A 16845-nucleotide genomic window follows, 5' to 3' on the forward strand; every position below is an offset into this window, starting at 1 on the left:
GTTTACAGCATCGAATCGGGTGCAAAACAGCTTTCAATCAGCGCAGCAGATCGGATCGAGTGATCGAAGTGATACTGCGCGTACTGACGAAGCAACTTTTCGAGGGTGAGCCAGACCGAGATCGGGTGCTGGTCAGGCGTAGGGGGTTCAGCTTGGGGGAGATGCTGAAGGGCTGCCAGTTCGGGGGCGTGAAGTGGCACGTTTAAAGCAGGGCGAGATTTGCGGACAGTACGAACATCCGCTACTCGATATTCTCCCACAGGTGACTGGACTCGGTAAGCAGGAGCTTGTTCTTCTAGTAGTCGATCGAGTTCTTCAAGTTTAATCACTCCCCCGATCGCACTACTAAATCCTGCTTGCACATCTGGGTTATCAAAATCCGGCTCAATCACTGATCCAGTGACACTACATTGATGCACTTGAGGCGCAATTCCAGCAACGACCAAAAGTTGATAGATGGCGTGAATCAATCGAGGCAGCACTTCGGCATCCTCACACTGCTCGATTCGCGCCAAATGCTCATTTAATAGATAGAACAGTTCTTCTTGGGGCTGTTCGCTAAGAGCCTGCTGAAGAGCAAGTTCGGCTAAATACTGCCCGGCGGTTAATTTCTTCAAATTTCGCGCCAGACCCGGATAAGATTCGAGCGTTTCGGCTTGTGTGATTTTGTCGAGCGATCGACCTTTTGCCATGAGTAATTCGTTCACGACAAACAGACCGCTCCGCCCACCGAGTTTAGAATTTTGTTTTCTCGCCCCCATTGCCACAGCTCTCAGCAATCCAAATTCTTTCGTCAAAATGGTGACGATTCGATCTGCCTCTCCCAGTGGCATCGCTTTGAGATTAATCCCGATCGCTTTATAAGTCCGGCTCATGAAGATTCGTTGGAGGGGGTCTTTTCCAGGGTATCGCGCTGACGCAGTAACTCGACACCTCTAGAGGTTCCAAGTCGGGTCGCTCCTGCCACGATTAAATCTAGGGCTTGTTCAGCGGTACGGATTCCCCCAGAAGCCTTAATTCCGACTCGATCGCGTGAAATCTCTTTCAAAAGACGGACATCTGCCACGGTTGCGCCCCCATTCCAGCCTGTACTGGTTTTGAGGAAAGCCGCACCCGCATCCATACAGACTTGGGCGGCAATCCGCTTTTCTTCTTCGGTCAGCAACGCCATTTCTAAAATCGCTTTGATGGGGCATCCAGTTGATTCGCGAATTTCTGCAATTTCGCGGTGTAGCGCGTCTAGATTACCGGATTTAGCCCAACCCAAGTTAATCACAATATCAAGTTCGACTGCGCCATTTTCGACCGCTTCTTCAGCTTCGTACCGTTTGACGATCGACGTATTCGCTCCCAACGGAAATCCAATCACCGTCGTGACTTTCGGCTGTTTGTTGTGGAGTAAACTCACTGCTTGTTTGACGTGAACGGGGAGAACGCAAACTGAGGCGAATCGATATCGATCGGCTTCGTCGCACCATTGTTCGACTTGAATGGGAGTCGCGATCGGGGCTAGTAAAGAGTGATCGATAAACGCTGCAATATCAATATCTGAATACGGCTGACTCATAGGTTTTAGCAAACTGCCTCTACTCTCAGAATCGCATAAAAGAATCCGTAGCCCAGCTTTTCTGAACTACGGATACTTACAAAGCTTGAAAACTTGAAACTAACGGGTTCCGGAACCTCCGGTGCGTCTGGGCGGATCATTGGGTTCGGGGTCAAACGTGCTAGAGCGCTGTTCAACCGTGGATTCATCACGAAAAGCGAGAACTTGCGGGTCTTTGACTTGCGGAGCGATGAGCGCATCAGCCAATTGGCGGACTTCTGCCCGAACACTCTCTGATCCGACCAACGAGAATGACGCACTTAAAGCCAGAGTTGCCGTCAGTGCCATCCGAAAGAACGTACTCATATTCAGCAACCTATGAAGATAAAGCATCGAACGGTTGACCTCCTTCACAACATCTTAATTGATTTGGCGGAACAACTCCAGTGTTTATACGGTGGTTTCACCGCAACTTCATAGGCAGGCAAATTCGATTCTGTAATTGTACGTAAGCGAGATGGCGGATTCTTTTGATTTTGGACATGGTGACAAGTCAATCCTTCAACTAATGAGAAACTGTCTGTGCAAATCTGAGTGGAGAAGAGATTCCCTGGAATAAACAATTCCCTTAAGAATCTGCTCATGTATCACCTTACTGGTTAATTTTCGTTGTGTTCTCCGAAAATTCTCTAAAAACTAATAATATTTTCACGATTTGTTCACAATTTCAGACAGTCCGTCGCAAACTATGACAAAAAGCAACCGCAGAAGTACGAAGTTTAAGCAGAACTAGGAAGATCTTTCATGGAATTTGTGAAGAAAGTTAAAGCTGCTCGAAATCGTACTTTGGAATTGACGGAACTCGATCGACAACGCTTGAAACCGAAGTTAATTTCTATAAACGAAGTCATTCCGCATTCGCCAGTCGGAACCATTCAAGCCGATAGTTTATCGATCGCTACTCTGCTTCCCGATAGATTTGTCGATTTGCTGATTCTCGATCCGCCGTACAACTTATCGAAGAATTTCAATGGTCTGAAGTTTGAACGCCGCTCGGTTGAGGCATATTCGGCTTGGTTAGAAAGTGCGATCGCAACTCTTAAGCCCCTTCTCAAGCCCACTGCCTCTATCTATATCTGCGGTGATTGGCTCTCTTCTGCTTCGATTTTCTCAGTCGCGTCCAATCATTTCACTGTTCGCAATCGCATCACCTGGGAGCGCGAGAAAGGACGAGGAGCCAAAGCCAACTGGAAAAACTCCAGCGAGGACATTTGGTTTTGCAGCGTTTCTAATGAGTACACGTTTAATTTGGATGCGGTGAAATTGCGCCGACGAGTGCTGGCTCCGTATCGCACGATCGACAAATCTCCGAAAGATTGGGAAGCGACCGATCAAGGCAATTTCCGCGATACGCATCCGTCAAATTTTTGGACGGATATCACGATTCCGTTCTGGTCGATGCCCGAAAATACCGAGCATCCGACTCAAAAGAGCGAGAAACTGATCGCAAAACTGATTTTGGCAAGCTCGAATCCGGGTGATTTTGTTCTCGATCCCTTTGTCGGGAGTGGAACGACTTCAGTTGTGGCGAAAAAGCTCGATCGACGTTATTTAGGAATCGATCTGAATGAAGAGTATTGCTTATTAACTGAGCGACGATTGGAATTGGCGGAAAGCGATCGACGAATCCAAGGCTGGTCGAAGGGCGTTTTTTGGGAGCGGAATACGTTAGCAACACAGCAGAAATTTCAATAGCCTTTCGGGGATTGGAATGCGCCAACAACAGAATCGAGTTCTTGAGCGATCGCAATTAATTCCATTTCCTGCCAACGCTTGCCCACGATTTGTAAGCCAATGGGTAAACCGTTCTGAGTTTGTCCGATGAGAATGACGATCGCAGGATGACCACTCAAATTAAACGGAATCGTATAAGCTCCATTTGCAATACTGTGAGGATAAGATTTTCCATTGACCTCGATCTCGCTCCAAGCTGGACGATGCGTAAATGCGGGAGTTGCTGCAACAGGCATGATCCACGCATCCCAAGGTTCTAGAGCTTGATCTAATTCGGCAGTAAAGCGATCGCGCTCTGTCAATGTCGCGAAATATCCTTTCAAGCTGGGTTTTAACAGTTCGGGCAAAAACCGCGCAAAGTTTCCAATGTCTCGCAGTTCTTTATCTCCTTGAGTTGCAGTCCGAAACAGTAAAGTTAAGCTGCGACGAATGTTGTAACGATCTTTTGGTTGAGCATAGTTATTGACGTAAGCTGCCATTCGTCCGTAAAGCGTCCAGATCGTTCCAAGATCGAAACAGTCAGGAATCCATCGATCGAGCCTCATTCCCGTTTCAGATAATCTTTGAGCAACTGTGTGCATTGCCGCTTGAATTTCAGAATCAACCGGAACCTCTTGCAATTCATCGAGCCAAGCAATCTTGAGATCTCTTAAAGCTTTACCAGAAGGCGCATCTAGCGGAACAGGGGGCACATCAGGGCGATCTGAATCGGCTCCAGCAATCAGTGAGAAACAGAGGCGAATATCTTCAAGCGATCGAGCAAAACAACCCACGGTCATCATTTGCCGCAAACAGTAAGGCATACCCGGAACTTCAGGAATCATACCTCTGGTCGAAATTCGTCGATCGGTCGCCTTCAATCCATACACGCCGCAAAAATGGGACGGTTGCCGGACAGATCCCCCGAAATCATTGCCAATCTCTAAGGGTGATAAACCTGCTGCGATCGCTGCTACACTTCCGCCCGAACTTCCACCCGCCGTATACTCCACATTCCAAGGATTATTCACACGCGGAAAGATCGAATTTGTACTCTGAAAGTCGCCTGCCAGTTCCGCCATATTCGTTTTTCCAAGGATGACTGCTCCAGCATCACGCAATCGTTTCACTGCCGTTGCATCTTGTTGAGGTACGTAATCTTTCAGCGGAATATAGCCAGCCGTTGTGCGAAGTCCAGCCGTTTCAAAAATGTCCTTAATCGTAACAGGAACACCATGTAAAGCTCCCCAGTTTTCGCCACGAAAGAGCGCTTCATCGGCTTGTTTGGCTCGAATTCGAGCGCTTTCCTCATCTAATGTACAAATCGCGTTCAGTTTGGAATTGTGCTTCTCGATTTGAGCGAGATGAGCATCGAGGAGTTCGATCGCGCTAATTTGACGATCGCGAATCATTTGAGCCAATCGATGAGCAGGCTGAAAAACTAGGTCGTTCATAGGGCGACTCCGACACAGGATTAAGGAGATTTCTACGAAAGAGCTTACCGCTTGAAAGACTGCCCTTCGGCTTCGCTCAGGGCGCGATCTCTAGCTGACTGAGCGAAGCCGAAGACAGCGGGTAATTTGTTTTCGATAAATCTCCTAAGTCCGCTGCTTCTTGCGATCGCATTTAGGCTCACTCTTGAAATAGCCATAGAATTAAGGATAGTCATTTTCCAAAAGTCATGTTGTCGCAAGAATTAAAAGAGCAAATTTTTAAGCTTCCTCCGCAGGATCGACTTGCATTAGCCAGCGCAATTATTGAACCTCTACGAACTTCGCCTGTGTCTAACTCAGAACGTGCGGCAGCGATTCAAAGAATGGAAGGATTATTAGCGACAGATCAACCCGCTCCGACCGACGAAGAAGTAGAGGCGATGTTAGAAGAGCGGCGGCTAGAGAAATATTCTTAGCTAGTTCGGCGGGAATCCCCACACCATACTCTTAGTTGGTGTGGGATGAAAGCCAGGGCGTTGATGAACTGTTCCCTTCTTACTCAGTTGCCTACAGAGGGAAACCCTCCTCCAGCACTGAGCGCTTAACCGATGTGAAGCGTAGCTTCATTAGGGCTTGGGGACGGTGAAGAAACGCCACTCTCTGACAAACGAAGCGAACACAGGTACTTAAACTGTGTTAGAGTGCTTACCAGTTCACTCTAATATCTATGCTGAAGGCGGTCAAAGTCCGAATTTATCCCACTGATGCCCAGCAAGTTCATCTTGCTCAGGCGTTCGGTTGTTGCAGATGGGTTTGGAATCAGTCGCTTGCCATCCTGTCTCAAACATATAAAGAGACAGGACGTGGCGTTTCAGCAATGGAGATGAAGAAGCTGCTTCCCGTTTGGAAGAAAGAGTATGAGTGGCTTTCTGAATGCTATTCCCAATGCTTACAGCAATCTGTCTTGAATTTGGGTGCAGCGTTTGGCAACTTCTTTGATGGTCGGACAGGCTATCCCTCGTTCAAAAATCGGCAGGGTAGACAATCAATTCAGTATCCAGCAAGCGTCAAGATTCTGAGTGATATCGCGATCAAATTCCCCGGTAAGCTGGGGACTGTGAAGGCGAAAATCCATCGGGACTGTGTTGGGAAACTAAAAACTGTCACCGTATCGAGAATGTCGGATGGTCGGTACTTTGCCTCATTGCTGCTCGATGATGGCGTTGAAAAGCCTGAGTCAATCAGTCAGGGCAAAGCGGTCGGGATTGATTTGGGATTGATTGATTTTGCGGTCACGTCTGACGGCTCCAAATTCAACAACCCGAAACATCTTAAGAAGCACGAACGCAACTTGAAACGCAAGCAAAGAAAGCTTTCTCGCAAGAAGGACAAAACGACCCACAAGCGGCGTAAAGCCAAGCTTGCACTGGCAAGAGTACATAGCAAGATTTCCAGAGTAAGAGAAGATTTTCTACACAAGCTATCCCGCAAGATAGTGAACGAGAACCAAGTGATTGTCGTAGAAGATCTAGCAGTCAAAAACATGGTGAAGAATCACAACCTAGCTAAGTCAATCTCTGACGCAGGTTGGGGAATGTTTCAAACCCTGCTGAAGTACAAAGCAGAGCAGGAAGGAAAGATCTACCTTGAAATCGGTCGGTTCTTCCCATCGTCGCATCTGTGCAATACAACACTGCTACCGATGCCAAAGATGGATCTCTCCGTCCGTTCTTTTCTCTGCCCTCACTGCCAGAAGCATCACGATAGAGATGTGAATGCGGCATTGAACATCCGAGATGAAGGCTTGCGGATTTTGGCGTTGGGAACCAGCGCTACTGCCCTTGGAGGCAATGTAAGACCAAAGCGGTATGGGCGCAAGTCCACGACCGCAGAGGCAATTGCTGATGAATTGGGAAGCCTACACCATACTGCGTAGCGGTTGGTGTAGGTAGTTCACTGAGAATCTTGATTGATACGAATATTGTTTTAGATTTCCTACTAAGAGGGTGTTTGAAAAGTATAAAAAGCGGCTTTGCTGCGTTGCCAGTCCGCCCGGAAATGAATCTCCGGGCTAATGGAAGAAACCCCGCTGAAGCGGACTGGGAGAATCATTCGGAGTTCTTAGCCCAGTTTAGTGGGCTTCCCTGATTAGCCCGGAGATTCATTTCCGGGCGGGTGAATGCGATGAACGATTACTTTTCAAACACCCTCTAAGGCGGGAGCCATTTTTGCAAGATGCAAGACGCTTGTTTCCAACGATCTCCACTGGACAGATTATGGGGTATGTCACAGCAACAACGTTAACGAATATCTTCTATATCTCCAAGCGACAAACCCGGAGCGTTGCACAAGCACGACAAGCCGTTTCAGAAACGTTAATCGTAATGGAAATCTGTCTTGTCGATCGAGCCACTTTAGAGCAAGCGTTTGGGTTAACAAACGTGAGCGATTTTGAGGACGCAGTGCAAATCGCTTGTGCGATCAATCAAGGGCTAGACGCGATCGTGATTCGTGATCAACGAGATTTTCTTAATTCTCCTATACCAGTAACGTCGATCGCTGATTTATTTCCACAATAGAGACTAAATTGTTAAGCTCTGTTTCAAGTTGCCGTAGTCTGTAACAAAAGGGCAAAAGACGCATGATACGATGACTTTCGTAGCTTTTAAGAAATTGGGAGAAAACCTTTGACACTCCGGGTTGCAGTTGTAGGTGGCGGTCCTGCTGGTTCATCCGCAGCAGAGACATTAGCAAAAGCGGGTATTGAAACCTATCTTATTGAACGCAAGTTAGACAACGTGAAACCCTGTGGCGGGGCGATTCCCCTCTGTATGGTGGCTGAATTTGACTTGCCCGAAAACATCATCGATCGCAAAGTGCGAAAGATGAAAATGATTTCCCCCTCGAATGTCGAAGTGAGCATCGGCAGCACCTTAAAAGATGACGAATATATCGGAATGTGTCGCCGCGAAGTCTTAGACGGCTTCCTGCGCGATCGTGCGGTTGCTCTCGGTGCAAAGCTGATTAACGGCACGATGCACAAGCTCGAATTACCGACCAGCGAGAAAGGCTCATACACCCTGCACTATGCGGATCACTCCGACGGTAGTGTAGAGGGCAAAGCTGCAACGCTCGAAGTTGATTTGGTTGTCGGCGCAGATGGAGCAAACTCGCGGGTTGCAAAAGCGATCGATGCGGGGGACTATAATTATGCGATCGCGTTCCAAGAGCGGATCATGCTGCCGGATGACAAAATGGCGTACTACGAAGATCTCGCTGAGATGTACGTAGGCGATGATGTCTCAACCGACTTCTACGCTTGGGTGTTCCCGAAATACAACCACGTTGCGGTTGGAACCGGAACAATGTCTCCGAACAAAGCGGACATCAAAAAGCTACAGGCGGGCATTCGTGCCAGAGCCGCGAAGAAGCTCAGAGGCGGTAAGATCATCCGCGTTGAAGCGCATCCGATTCCTGAGCATCCCAGACCTCGCCGCGTGGTAGGACGAGTTGCCCTCGTTGGTGATGCTGCGGGAACCGTGACAAAATCTTCCGGTGAAGGAATCTACTTTGCAGCGAAATCGGCTCGGATGTGTGCAGAAACGATCGTGGAATTTTCCGAAAACGGTCGCCGCATTCCGACTGAAGCAGATTTAAAAGTCTATCTCAAGCGTTGGGATAGAAAGTATGGTCTAACCTACAAAGTGCTGGACATTCTGCAAACCGTGTTTTACCGCACAGATGCAACTCGCGAAGCCTTTGTCGAGATGTGTTCTGATATCGATGTGCAAAAGCTCACGTTCGATAGCTATCTCTACAAGACCGTTGTGCCTGCAAATCCGCTGGTGCAATTGAAGATTACGGCTAAGACCCTTGGTAGCTTGATTCGTGGAAACGCTCTGGCTCCCTAAGTTGAATTGCCTCTAATGCAAAGCGATCGTGCAGTGATGTACGATCGCTTTTTATTGCATTCAAGTTCACACTTTAAAAATCCCTAACATGATCACGCAACCCCCCAGAATTAAGCTCGTAACCATGTTCCAACTCGGTCTTTATCAGATGGGGTTAGGCATGATGTCGGTATTAACGCTTGGTGTCTTAAACCGAGTGATGATCAAAGAATTAGCAATTCCAGCAACGATCGCAGCAGGAGCGATCGCGGTTCATCAATTCATGGCTCCTGCACGATTGTGGTTTGGGCAAATGTCGGATGCGAAACCGATCATCGGCTATCACCGAACCAGCTATGTTTGGATCGCGTCGGTCTTGTTCTCGCTGACAGCATTTCTCGCAGTTCAAGTGATGTGGCAAGTTGGAGCGAGTTTGCAGGCGGTCGGATGGGGAACTCCAACGCAAATTTGGATTGGAATTCTGGGCTTGGTGTTTGCGCTGTATGGATTGACGCTGAGTGCTGGATCGACTCCGTTTGCAGCGTTGTTGGTTGATGTATCGGAAGAAGAAGAGCGATCGAAGCTCGTGGGAATTGTCTGGTCGATGCTGATGGTGGGAATTGTGATTGGTGCGATTCTTACCTCGCGATTGTTGCCAGCAGAAGGAGCCGCGAATTTAGAAGCGTTGCGTCCGGCAGTCGATCGAGTATTTATTATTATTCCGAGTATTGTTTGTGGATTGGCAATCTTGGCAACGTTTGGGATTGAGAAGAAATATTCGCGGTTTAGTGCGAGAACGACAGTTAGCGATCGAGAAGATCAAATCACGTTAAGCCGCGCCGTTCGAGTCTTGACCGCTTCACCGCAAACCGGATTATTTTTCACCTTTTTGCTGTTCATGACGATTAGTTTATTTATGCAAGATGCGGTGATGGAATCTTATGGTGGTCAAGTGTTCCAAATGTCGGTTTCAGAAACCACTCGATTGAATGCGTTTTGGGGCATGGGAACGCTGATCGGAATTAGTAGTGCAGGATTCGCGATCGTGCCTCGTCTTGGTAAAACGAGAACTGCGAAACTCGGTTGCGTTCTCGTTTCTGTTTGTATGATCTTGATCATTCTCACAGGTTTTACCGCGAATCCCAAACTTCTACAAAGTGGACTGTTTCTATTCGGATTAGCTTCTGGGATCACGACGACAGGCGCAATTAGTTTAATGCTCGATCTGACTGCTGTTGAAACGGCTGGAACCTTTATCGGTGCATGGGGATTAGCGCAAGCATTGGCGAGAGCGTTGGCAACGATTTTCGGAGGTGGTGCTTTAGATGTCGGCAAAAGTATTTTCTCGAATTTGACGTTAGCGTATTCGGTTGTATTTGGACTGCAAGCGATCGGAATGTTGATTGCAGTTGGATTGCTCAGTCGCGTCGATGTCAAAGCCTTTCGGAAAAATACAAAAGCAGCGATTTCAACTATTTTGCAGGGTGAATTAGATTGATGGATTTTCTGGAAATCAAAGCCTTTTCCGAACGGATTACGCATGAAGTTGGGACACAACTGCTGAAAGATTTTGGACAGGTGCAAGCGGCGGAAAAAGCGGATGGAAGCTTGGTTACACAATCCGATCGATGGGCGGATGAACAGATTCGGAACGCGATCGCCAAAACTTTCCCCGATCATGGTGTTTTGAGTGAAGAAGTTGAGCACGTGTTTCCCGATCGTGATTGGTGCTGGATTATTGATCCGCTCGATGGTACGACGAATTTTGCTCGTGGATTGCCGCTGTGGGGCATTTCGATCGCGCTTCTCTATCAAGGCACTCCGGTGTTTGGCTATGTGCATCTTCCACCCTTGAATCAATCGTTTCACGGATTTTGGCAGGGTAAATCAGGGCTAGATTTGCCGACTGGAGCTTTTCTAAACGATAAACCGATTCATTCGAGTCAAGAAGCACTAACGCGCAATCACTTTTTCAATCTCTGTGCCCGGAGTACTTCGGTGTTGAAAAATCCTTTTCCAGCAAAGATTCGGATGTTAGGAGTCGCAACTTATAACTTATTGACGGTTGCAGCCGGATCAACAATGGGCGGCGTTGAAGCGACTCCGAAGATTTGGGATATTGCGGCAGTTTGGGCGATCGGACAAGCTGCGGGAGCCGTTTGGTATCCGTTGCAATCTGAGCCGATTTTTCCGCTAGAAGTTGGAAAAGATTACAGTACTCGATCGTTTCCTACTTTGGTCGTGAGCCGTGAGGAGTTGATTGCTGTGTTTGAACCTTTGGTTAGGTCGATCGGAACTAAGGAGATTTCTACGAAAGAGCTTACCGCTTGAAAGACTGCCCTTCGGCTTCGCTCAGGGCGCGATCTCTAGCTGACTGAGCGAAGCCGAAGACAGCGGGTAATTTGTTTTCGATAAATCTCCTAAATAACGACGATCGCATCTCCAACTTTCAATTTTAGAAAACTTTGGGCGTTACCACGATTCATTGCGAGTTCGATCCAACCGTGACTCCCGACTAATCCAACGATTTCACCGATTCGAGCATCTGCATAAGTTTTCTTACCCAAATAAAGAGTTTGATTGATGCGAATGCTCCAAGCTCGATCGCGAACTTCTTCTCCTGAAATATTTGTGATTAAATTGCCGAAATGGTCGATCGCTTGAATCACGCCGCGCAATTCTGTTGCTGTTTCAATCACATCAGGAATCGGCAAGCGCACGATCGAGCTTAAATCAATCTCAGTCCCCAATTCTTGTAATGGAACGCCACTGGCAAGATGCGCTCCAACAGGCGCAAAAATATCACGTCCGTGGAAAGTGACACTCGGAGTTTGACATCGCCAATAGTTCGGATTGTTTAATTCCACAGCCGCGATCGCATCTTTCAATGTACCGCTGATTAAACCGTTATCCGGCGCAACGACATACCCTGATTTGAGTTGAACAGCAATCGATCGACGTTCACTTCCGACCCCTGGATCAACCACCGCAATATGAACGGTTCCGTCTGGAAAATAAGGGTAAGCATTCATCAAATGGAACCGAGCAGCAGCAATATCTTGGGGTAGGATCTCGTGCGTTAAATCGATCGTTTGAATTTGGGGATTGATTTGAGCGATCGCGCCCTTCATCACACCGACATAGACATCGCTCAATCCGAAATCAGTTAACAGGGTAACAATCATCGATCTAGAGAAACCTCAGAGGGTGTTTGAGAAGTAATCGTTGATCGCATTCACCCGCCCGGAAATAAATCTCCGGGCTAATCGTGGGAAGCCCACTAAACTGGGCTAAGAACTCCGAATTACGCTCCCAGCCCGCTTCAGCGGGGTTTCCTCCATTAGCCCGGAGATTTATTTCCGGGCGAACTCGCGACGAAGCAAAGCCGCTTTTTATACTTTTCAAACACCCTCTCAGTTTGGGATAAAGATTGAGGCAAGAAAGGGGCAAACCCGATAGGCTGAAAATACGAATGCTGGAGAAAGAGCCATTTTTAAACTGCCTTCAATCTATCTATTGTAGATACTGCATACTAAAAGGATAACAGTAAGACTGTCCCCGACTCGCTTTCACGGTCGCAAAAATTATCACTACAATCATAAACACAGCAAATAACACGATCGCAGCAGCACCAAGATAAAACAACCACTCAAACACTGTGCCAAATAAATTCGGATTAGTATTTGCACCCGCAAATCCCACCATACACGTTGTAAACGCTAGAAATATCCAGAAGATTACACCCGCTAATAGATAAGCCGACATTGACATCTGAAAGTTAAATGCCGATCGACCTGCAAGATCGATAAAGGGATGTCGATCGCGTCCCATGCGCCAAACAATATAAGGAAACAATGCTCCCAAAAATGGAATGGGTGCAACTGAACAGACCACGATCGACATCAGTCCTGCCAAGTGACAACTCATTGCCCATCTGCGAGTTGATCGATCTAAAAGCTCATTCATCGTCTTATCCAACTATTGGTAGATTAAGTGTTCATGCAACACCTCATGAACTGTACCCTGAGAATGATTGATTTATCTTCTCAGAGCATTTGAAAATACAGTCGATCGTATTTTGATATCCAGACTGTGAGCATATTAATTCGATTAATTTTAGGATTGTTCTTTGTCATTGGTGGACTGTTTAGCTATTACGGCAACACCAGCGTGAATCCGGTTACTGGAGAAAGCCAGCGAGTCCAACTGACTCCGCGACAAGAGATTGTCCTGGGATTGCAAAGTCGTCAGCAAATGGCAGCCCGACATGGTGGACTCTATCCAGATGAAGCCCTGCAAGCTTACGTGAATCAAGTGGGACAGCGGATCGTTCAGCGATCAGAAGCCTCAAAATCTCCGTATACCTATGAGTTTCACTTGTTGCGTGATGCTCAAACGGTGAACGCATTTGCACTTCCAGGGGGTCAAATCTTTATTACGGCTGCACTCCTTGGACAAATGAACTCTGAAGCTCAATTGGCAGGAGTGTTTGGTCACGAAGTCGGACACGTCGTAGGACGGCACGGAGCCGAACACTTAGCCAAACAACAATTGGGAGCTTCTTTGGTCAATGCCATAGGCGTGGCAGCGAGTGGCGGACAAGATGGCGGACAGGGAGCGGCTGCGATCGCGCAAGCGGTGAATCAAATGGTCGATTTGCGATACGGTCGAGAGGATGAGTCGGAAAGCGATCGCTTTGGACTAAGATTCATGACTGAAGCGGGATACAACCCACGCGGAATTTTGGAAGTGATGCAAATTCTGTCAAAAGCAAGCGGCGGTCGAAAACCCGAATTTCTTAGCTCTCATCCTGATCCGGGGAATCGATTACAAGCTTTGAAAGCTGGAATTCAAAAGATCTATCCGCAAGGTATTCCAGCCGATTTAGAAGATGGACGCGATCGATTCACTCAAGCCGTTTTGCGGAGATAAACGATGAATTTGATGATTTTATATTGGATTTTAATTGCAGTCATGCTGGTTGGAGTCGCTGGAGCAGTTTTACCGGGAGTTCCAGGACCGAGTTTGATTTTGGCAGCAATCCTAGTTTGGTGTGTTGTGACGAAGTTCGCAATTCCGATCGTGCCGTTGGGCTTGATCTTTGTGGCGTTGATCCTCAGTGCCGTGGTGGAATGGTTGGGATCATACTGGGGCGCGAAACAAGTCGGAGCCAGCAAATGGGCGCAGTATGGAATGTTTAAGGGCATGGCAGTGGGATTTTTTGGATTGTTGCCTGCTTTACCGATCGGAGGACCGATCGCTGGAATTCTCTTAGGCGGATTGCTCGGCGGCTTTGTGGGAGAGTATCTGTATCAGCGCACTCTCCCCACTTCTGAACGTTTAAAGACGGCTGGAAAAGTTAGCTTGGGAATCGGATTTGGTGCATTGATCGGCAACTTGATCGAAGTGGTTTTAGCGATCGTTGCGGTCGGAGTTTTCGTTTGGGCAACCTGGGGTTCAGTGATGTGGACTTAGAATCACCCAACCCCTTGGGCTATCTCACCCGACCCCGGAATCGCACAAAGCCATAGGAATTAGCTGGGATTCCAGGTGCAGTCGTATGAGAAAGGTTGCCTAAATTCACAACAATTGCTCCGTTGGTGTTTGTGCCCCCACAGTTCACACTGGGAAATGGACTTATTGGGTTGTTTCCTGCTGGAAAGTATTGTGCAACATCGCCATCTCCAACATTAGTTAAGGACTCAGTTTGACCGTTGTACAGCCATTGCATTCCCCGGTCGCCGCTTGGCAATCCACCCGCTGCTTGAGTGGGAAATCCATTGAATGCTGTAGAACTAAACGTAGTGTTATCGGGAACACGATCGCACAACCATACATTATTTGCGGTGGTGTCACCCGCGGATAGATAATAGATTGTGTACTCTAATTCGTCTCCGGGCTTAATTGTTCCGCCATCGATCGCGCCTCGAAGAAATGTACTATTGACCCAATTTGGATCATTGTCATCAGTTGTATTTGGATCATCTACAACCGTCGTGATATCAGTCGAATTAATGCGAGTAATCCGCTTAACTAGCAAAAGCTTCGGACTACCGATCGTGATCATCACATCTTCATCCGGTCTGTTGATATCGTAAGTTGCAGTTGTTGTGCCATTTGTCGTGGTGCGAACTGGATCGAGGTACTGCGCAATCGCCGGGTTTTGATAGGTTCCGGCTGTGACCGTAGTTGCGATCGCAGTGATAAAGGTAATCTGCACTTGACCACCACCCGGAATCGTAAAGACTCCCCAACTCGGTGAAGTACTGCCGACAGTTGGATTACTAACCGAGGTTTGAACGGCTCCACCCGTAAGCGCGATCGAGCTGGTTGAAGCATAAGTAAATCCTGACGGAAGACCCGGATCGCTAACGGTCACTTGTGTCGCTGCCGCTCGATTTGCAGCATTTGAAACCGTAATGGTATAGGTTGCCGTTTTGCCGCCAGTTGATGGAGAAACGATTGTCCTTGTGCTGGTACTTTTCTCAACAATTAAATCTGCCGTACATTCTGCACCCGACTTAATCCCTGGAACAATACCTGCGGTTAGTGGCTGGACTAATCCTGTTCCTGCTGCCGCATCAAAATTTCCCAAATTTCCAGTTGCGCCAGTGCGTCCACCCACACCACCAGCTAAACTGCCAATGCTCACCCCTGGTAATGAATTGATGACGACACCGCCGCCACCGCCGCCACCAGGTCCATGCGCTGAGCTAAACCTCGCCCAACCGCCATTGCCTCCTTGAACATTAACGGTTAATCCTGCAAGACTATTCCCTGAACTGGGTCGCGTAGACACAAAGACAGTTCCGCCAGCCCCGCCACCGCCGCCGCCGTCTTGCCCAACATCGCGGGGTGTCGATCCTTGAGCTAAGATTGTGCCTGTTCCGCTAACCGTATTCGTACGAACCATTACCATTCCGCCACCAGGTGCACCACTGCTATAGGAACCATTTCCACCGATTTGCGCTGTTCCAGTGTAGAAAGAACCATCATTCGTGGTTCCAGCCCCACCGCCACCGCCTAAAACTAATCGATCGGTCGCTGCTGAAAATGCTTTGCCGCCGAATCCACCAGAGGGCACTTGTGAACTCCATGCCCGTCCTCCAATACCTCCATTTCCACCGTTAGCCCCGCCACCGCCACCGGAGTTTTGGTCGTTGCTGCCAGGATTCCCGTCGGTACTGCCGCCACCCGCTGTACCGGGTGCACCGCGTCCATAACTGCCATTGGGGTAGCCTTCTGCGCCTGTATCCAATATGGTGGGAGCGCCTGTGCCTGTGAATTGAGCAATATACCGGGGAGTTCCAGCAATTCCTTCACCTTTTGAACCATTAGCAGTCGCAGTCGCGGGAGTACGGTAGTCAGTATTGGAATAGCCTGACGCGCCACCAAGTCTTCGAGCACCGCCGCCGCGAAATCCTTGACCGCTGACATCCACTGTTCCAGCGAGATTAAGATTGCCCGCGACATCATAAGCAAGAATTCCACCGACTGAACCATTCCATGCGAGCGCGGTCGCATTTCCCAAGGTCGCACTGGAGTATTGCGGAACACGCACAATTTGGTAAGTGCTTTGTCCCTTTGTGCTAGTAGCAGCTGAGTTGATATAGCTATTGAGCAATCCGCCTCCTGTACCAGTTCCTGCAATCCCGATCGTGCTTCCACTCACGCTCGTAACCGTAACATATTCATACTGTCCAGCAGTTGTAGAGACGACCCCACTTGCTGCTGTGCTGGACGGAACCGTGGGATAAGCTAATACATCTCCTCCAACTCCATCTCCATATGCAGCGGTATTCGTAGAATTGATCGCCGCGTCTTGCATCTGAATAATCAGCAATAGATCGCCTACACTAATTGGGGTTGATGCTCCAGAGGGAGAACCGACTTGTAAAGAAGTTGCACCACTGCTAACTGAAGCAGTTGCAGAAGGCGGCGGGTAATAGGTATTGACAATGCCAGCCATTGCGCCGCCAGGACCGTCTTTACCGGGAGTGGCACAAGGCGCGGTTGGAGCCGCAAGCACCTGAGAGGCGTGTTTGTCGAACGGTAAAAGCAGGGTGTAGATTGGAAAAAGACAGACCAACCCGATTAGTAAAACGCGTTTCAGAATGCGCTGCCAGATGTGGTCAATCAAGCGAGATTTGGATTGGCGGTGTGCGACTCTAGGCATTGTTAGATAAGGGAAGATCAACGACTG

16 protein-coding genes are annotated in these 16845 nt (G+C 48.3%); 9 read left to right on the forward strand and 7 right to left on the reverse strand.

Annotated features, from left to right (window positions below):
• Nucleotides 1-2: 2 nt before the first annotated feature.
• The 3 genes from recO to ACQ4M5_RS28905 form a co-directional block, all read right to left on the reverse strand.
• Nucleotides 3-875 carry a DNA repair protein RecO gene (gene recO / locus ACQ4M5_RS28895; protein ID WP_430679235.1) on the reverse strand — a complete coding sequence of 291 codons (873 nt, stop codon included), beginning with the start codon at nucleotides 873-875 and terminating at the stop codon, nucleotides 3-5.
• Complete coding sequence (gene deoC / locus ACQ4M5_RS28900; protein WP_430679236.1) at nucleotides 872-1567, reverse strand: deoxyribose-phosphate aldolase; 696 nt, start codon at nucleotides 1565-1567, stop codon at nucleotides 872-874. Before deoC ends, recO begins: the two co-directional genes overlap by 4 nt.
• A 99-nt stretch (nucleotides 1568-1666) precedes the next feature.
• Nucleotides 1667-1912, reverse strand: a complete 246-nt coding sequence (locus ACQ4M5_RS28905) for a hypothetical protein (RefSeq protein WP_430679237.1) — start codon at nucleotides 1910-1912, stop codon at nucleotides 1667-1669.
• A 438-nt stretch (nucleotides 1913-2350) separates the two neighbouring features.
• Between ACQ4M5_RS28905 and ACQ4M5_RS28910 the strand changes: the two genes are divergently transcribed.
• Nucleotides 2351-3301, forward strand: coding sequence for a DNA-methyltransferase (locus ACQ4M5_RS28910; protein WP_430679238.1), 951 nt, complete (start codon nucleotides 2351-2353; stop codon nucleotides 3299-3301).
• Here ACQ4M5_RS28910 and ACQ4M5_RS28915 read toward each other — a convergent pair.
• Nucleotides 3295-4773 carry an amidase gene (locus tag ACQ4M5_RS28915; RefSeq protein WP_430679239.1) on the reverse strand — a complete coding sequence of 493 codons (1479 nt, stop codon included), beginning with the start codon at nucleotides 4771-4773 and terminating at the stop codon, nucleotides 3295-3297. The genes ACQ4M5_RS28910 and ACQ4M5_RS28915 overlap by 7 nt on opposite strands.
• Before the next feature lie 227 nt (nucleotides 4774-5000).
• Between ACQ4M5_RS28915 and ACQ4M5_RS28920 the strand changes: the two genes are divergently transcribed.
• The 6 genes from ACQ4M5_RS28920 to ACQ4M5_RS28945 all read left to right on the forward strand — a co-directional run bounded on the left by ACQ4M5_RS28920 (nucleotide 5001) and on the right by ACQ4M5_RS28945 (nucleotide 10973).
• Nucleotides 5001-5228, forward strand: coding sequence for a hypothetical protein (locus ACQ4M5_RS28920; RefSeq protein ID WP_430679240.1), 228 nt, complete (start codon nucleotides 5001-5003; stop codon nucleotides 5226-5228).
• A 251-nt stretch (nucleotides 5229-5479) separates the two neighbouring features.
• Nucleotides 5480-6688, forward strand: a complete 1209-nt coding sequence (locus tag ACQ4M5_RS28925) for an RNA-guided endonuclease InsQ/TnpB family protein (protein ID WP_430679241.1) — start codon at nucleotides 5480-5482, stop codon at nucleotides 6686-6688.
• Between the two features lie 223 nt (nucleotides 6689-6911).
• Complete coding sequence (locus tag ACQ4M5_RS28930) at nucleotides 6912-7331, forward strand: type II toxin-antitoxin system VapC family toxin (RefSeq protein WP_430679306.1); 420 nt, start codon at nucleotides 6912-6914, stop codon at nucleotides 7329-7331.
• A gap of 108 nt (nucleotides 7332-7439) precedes the next feature.
• Nucleotides 7440-8663 (forward strand): geranylgeranyl reductase, encoded by a 1224-nt coding sequence (gene chlP / locus ACQ4M5_RS28935; RefSeq protein WP_430679242.1) that lies wholly within the window; start codon nucleotides 7440-7442, stop codon nucleotides 8661-8663.
• An 88-nt stretch (nucleotides 8664-8751) separates the two neighbouring features.
• Nucleotides 8752-10140 carry a BCD family MFS transporter gene (locus ACQ4M5_RS28940; protein WP_430679243.1) on the forward strand — a complete coding sequence of 463 codons (1389 nt, stop codon included), beginning with the start codon at nucleotides 8752-8754 and terminating at the stop codon, nucleotides 10138-10140.
• Nucleotides 10140-10973 carry an inositol monophosphatase family protein gene (locus tag ACQ4M5_RS28945; RefSeq protein WP_430679244.1) on the forward strand — a complete coding sequence of 278 codons (834 nt, stop codon included), beginning with the start codon at nucleotides 10140-10142 and terminating at the stop codon, nucleotides 10971-10973. Before ACQ4M5_RS28940 ends, ACQ4M5_RS28945 begins: the two co-directional genes overlap by 1 nt.
• A gap of 89 nt (nucleotides 10974-11062) precedes the next feature.
• Here ACQ4M5_RS28945 and ACQ4M5_RS28950 read toward each other — a convergent pair whose 3' ends face one another.
• Both ACQ4M5_RS28950 and ACQ4M5_RS28955 read right to left on the reverse strand, forming a co-directional pair.
• On the reverse strand, nucleotides 11063-11827 hold the full coding sequence (locus tag ACQ4M5_RS28950; RefSeq protein WP_430679245.1) for an SAM hydrolase/SAM-dependent halogenase family protein: 765 nt from the start codon (nucleotides 11825-11827) through the stop codon (nucleotides 11063-11065).
• 328 nt (nucleotides 11828-12155) lie between these two features.
• Nucleotides 12156-12608, reverse strand: a complete 453-nt coding sequence (locus ACQ4M5_RS28955; RefSeq protein ID WP_430679246.1) for a DUF4870 domain-containing protein — start codon at nucleotides 12606-12608, stop codon at nucleotides 12156-12158.
• Nucleotides 12609-12734: 126 nt separating this feature from the next.
• Here ACQ4M5_RS28955 and ACQ4M5_RS28960 point away from each other — a divergent pair, with 126 nt between their 5' ends.
• Both ACQ4M5_RS28960 and ACQ4M5_RS28965 read left to right on the forward strand, forming a co-directional pair.
• A complete protein-coding gene (locus tag ACQ4M5_RS28960) occupies nucleotides 12735-13574 on the forward strand; it encodes a M48 family metalloprotease (protein WP_430679247.1) in 840 nt (279 codons plus the stop codon).
• A gap of 3 nt (nucleotides 13575-13577) precedes the next feature.
• Nucleotides 13578-14117 carry a DUF456 domain-containing protein gene (locus ACQ4M5_RS28965; RefSeq protein WP_430679248.1) on the forward strand — a complete coding sequence of 180 codons (540 nt, stop codon included), beginning with the start codon at nucleotides 13578-13580 and terminating at the stop codon, nucleotides 14115-14117.
• Between the two features lie 19 nt (nucleotides 14118-14136).
• On the opposite strand, the gene ACQ4M5_RS28970 is transcribed toward ACQ4M5_RS28965, so the two are convergent.
• Nucleotides 14137-16818 (reverse strand): beta strand repeat-containing protein, encoded by a 2682-nt coding sequence (locus ACQ4M5_RS28970; RefSeq protein WP_430679249.1) that lies wholly within the window; start codon nucleotides 16816-16818, stop codon nucleotides 14137-14139.
• Between the last annotated feature and the right edge of the window lie 27 nt (nucleotides 16819-16845).

Origin of the sequence: Leptolyngbya sp. AN10 (genome assembly GCF_050565645.1) — a bacterium.
GTDB lineage: Bacteria > Cyanobacteriota > Cyanobacteriia > Leptolyngbyales > Leptolyngbyaceae > Leptolyngbya.

What these genes read in the sequence shown, in the direction of transcription:
- recO (WP_430679235.1), bottom strand. Translation starts at nt 875, where the DNA reads ATGAGCCGGACTTATAAAGCGATCGGGATTAATCTCAAAGCGATGCCA.
- deoC (WP_430679236.1), bottom strand. Translation starts at nt 1,567, where the DNA reads ATGAGTCAGCCGTATTCAGATATTGATATTGCAGCGTTTATCGATCAC.
- ACQ4M5_RS28905 (WP_430679237.1), bottom strand. Translation starts at nt 1,912, where the DNA reads ATGAGTACGTTCTTTCGGATGGCACTGACGGCAACTCTGGCTTTAAGT.
- ACQ4M5_RS28910 (WP_430679238.1), top strand. Translation starts at nt 2,351, where the DNA reads ATGGAATTTGTGAAGAAAGTTAAAGCTGCTCGAAATCGTACTTTGGAA.
- ACQ4M5_RS28915 (WP_430679239.1), bottom strand. Translation starts at nt 4,773, where the DNA reads ATGAACGACCTAGTTTTTCAGCCTGCTCATCGATTGGCTCAAATGATT.
- ACQ4M5_RS28920 (WP_430679240.1), top strand. Translation starts at nt 5,001, where the DNA reads ATGTTGTCGCAAGAATTAAAAGAGCAAATTTTTAAGCTTCCTCCGCAG.
- ACQ4M5_RS28925 (WP_430679241.1), top strand. Translation starts at nt 5,480, where the DNA reads ATGCTGAAGGCGGTCAAAGTCCGAATTTATCCCACTGATGCCCAGCAA.
- ACQ4M5_RS28940 (WP_430679243.1), top strand. Translation starts at nt 8,752, where the DNA reads ATGATCACGCAACCCCCCAGAATTAAGCTCGTAACCATGTTCCAACTC.
- ACQ4M5_RS28945 (WP_430679244.1), top strand. Translation starts at nt 10,140, where the DNA reads ATGGATTTTCTGGAAATCAAAGCCTTTTCCGAACGGATTACGCATGAA.
- ACQ4M5_RS28950 (WP_430679245.1), bottom strand. Translation starts at nt 11,827, where the DNA reads ATGATTGTTACCCTGTTAACTGATTTCGGATTGAGCGATGTCTATGTC.
- ACQ4M5_RS28955 (WP_430679246.1), bottom strand. Translation starts at nt 12,608, where the DNA reads ATGAATGAGCTTTTAGATCGATCAACTCGCAGATGGGCAATGAGTTGT.
- ACQ4M5_RS28965 (WP_430679248.1), top strand. Translation starts at nt 13,578, where the DNA reads ATGAATTTGATGATTTTATATTGGATTTTAATTGCAGTCATGCTGGTT.
- ACQ4M5_RS28970 (WP_430679249.1), bottom strand. Translation starts at nt 16,818, where the DNA reads ATGCCTAGAGTCGCACACCGCCAATCCAAATCTCGCTTGATTGACCAC.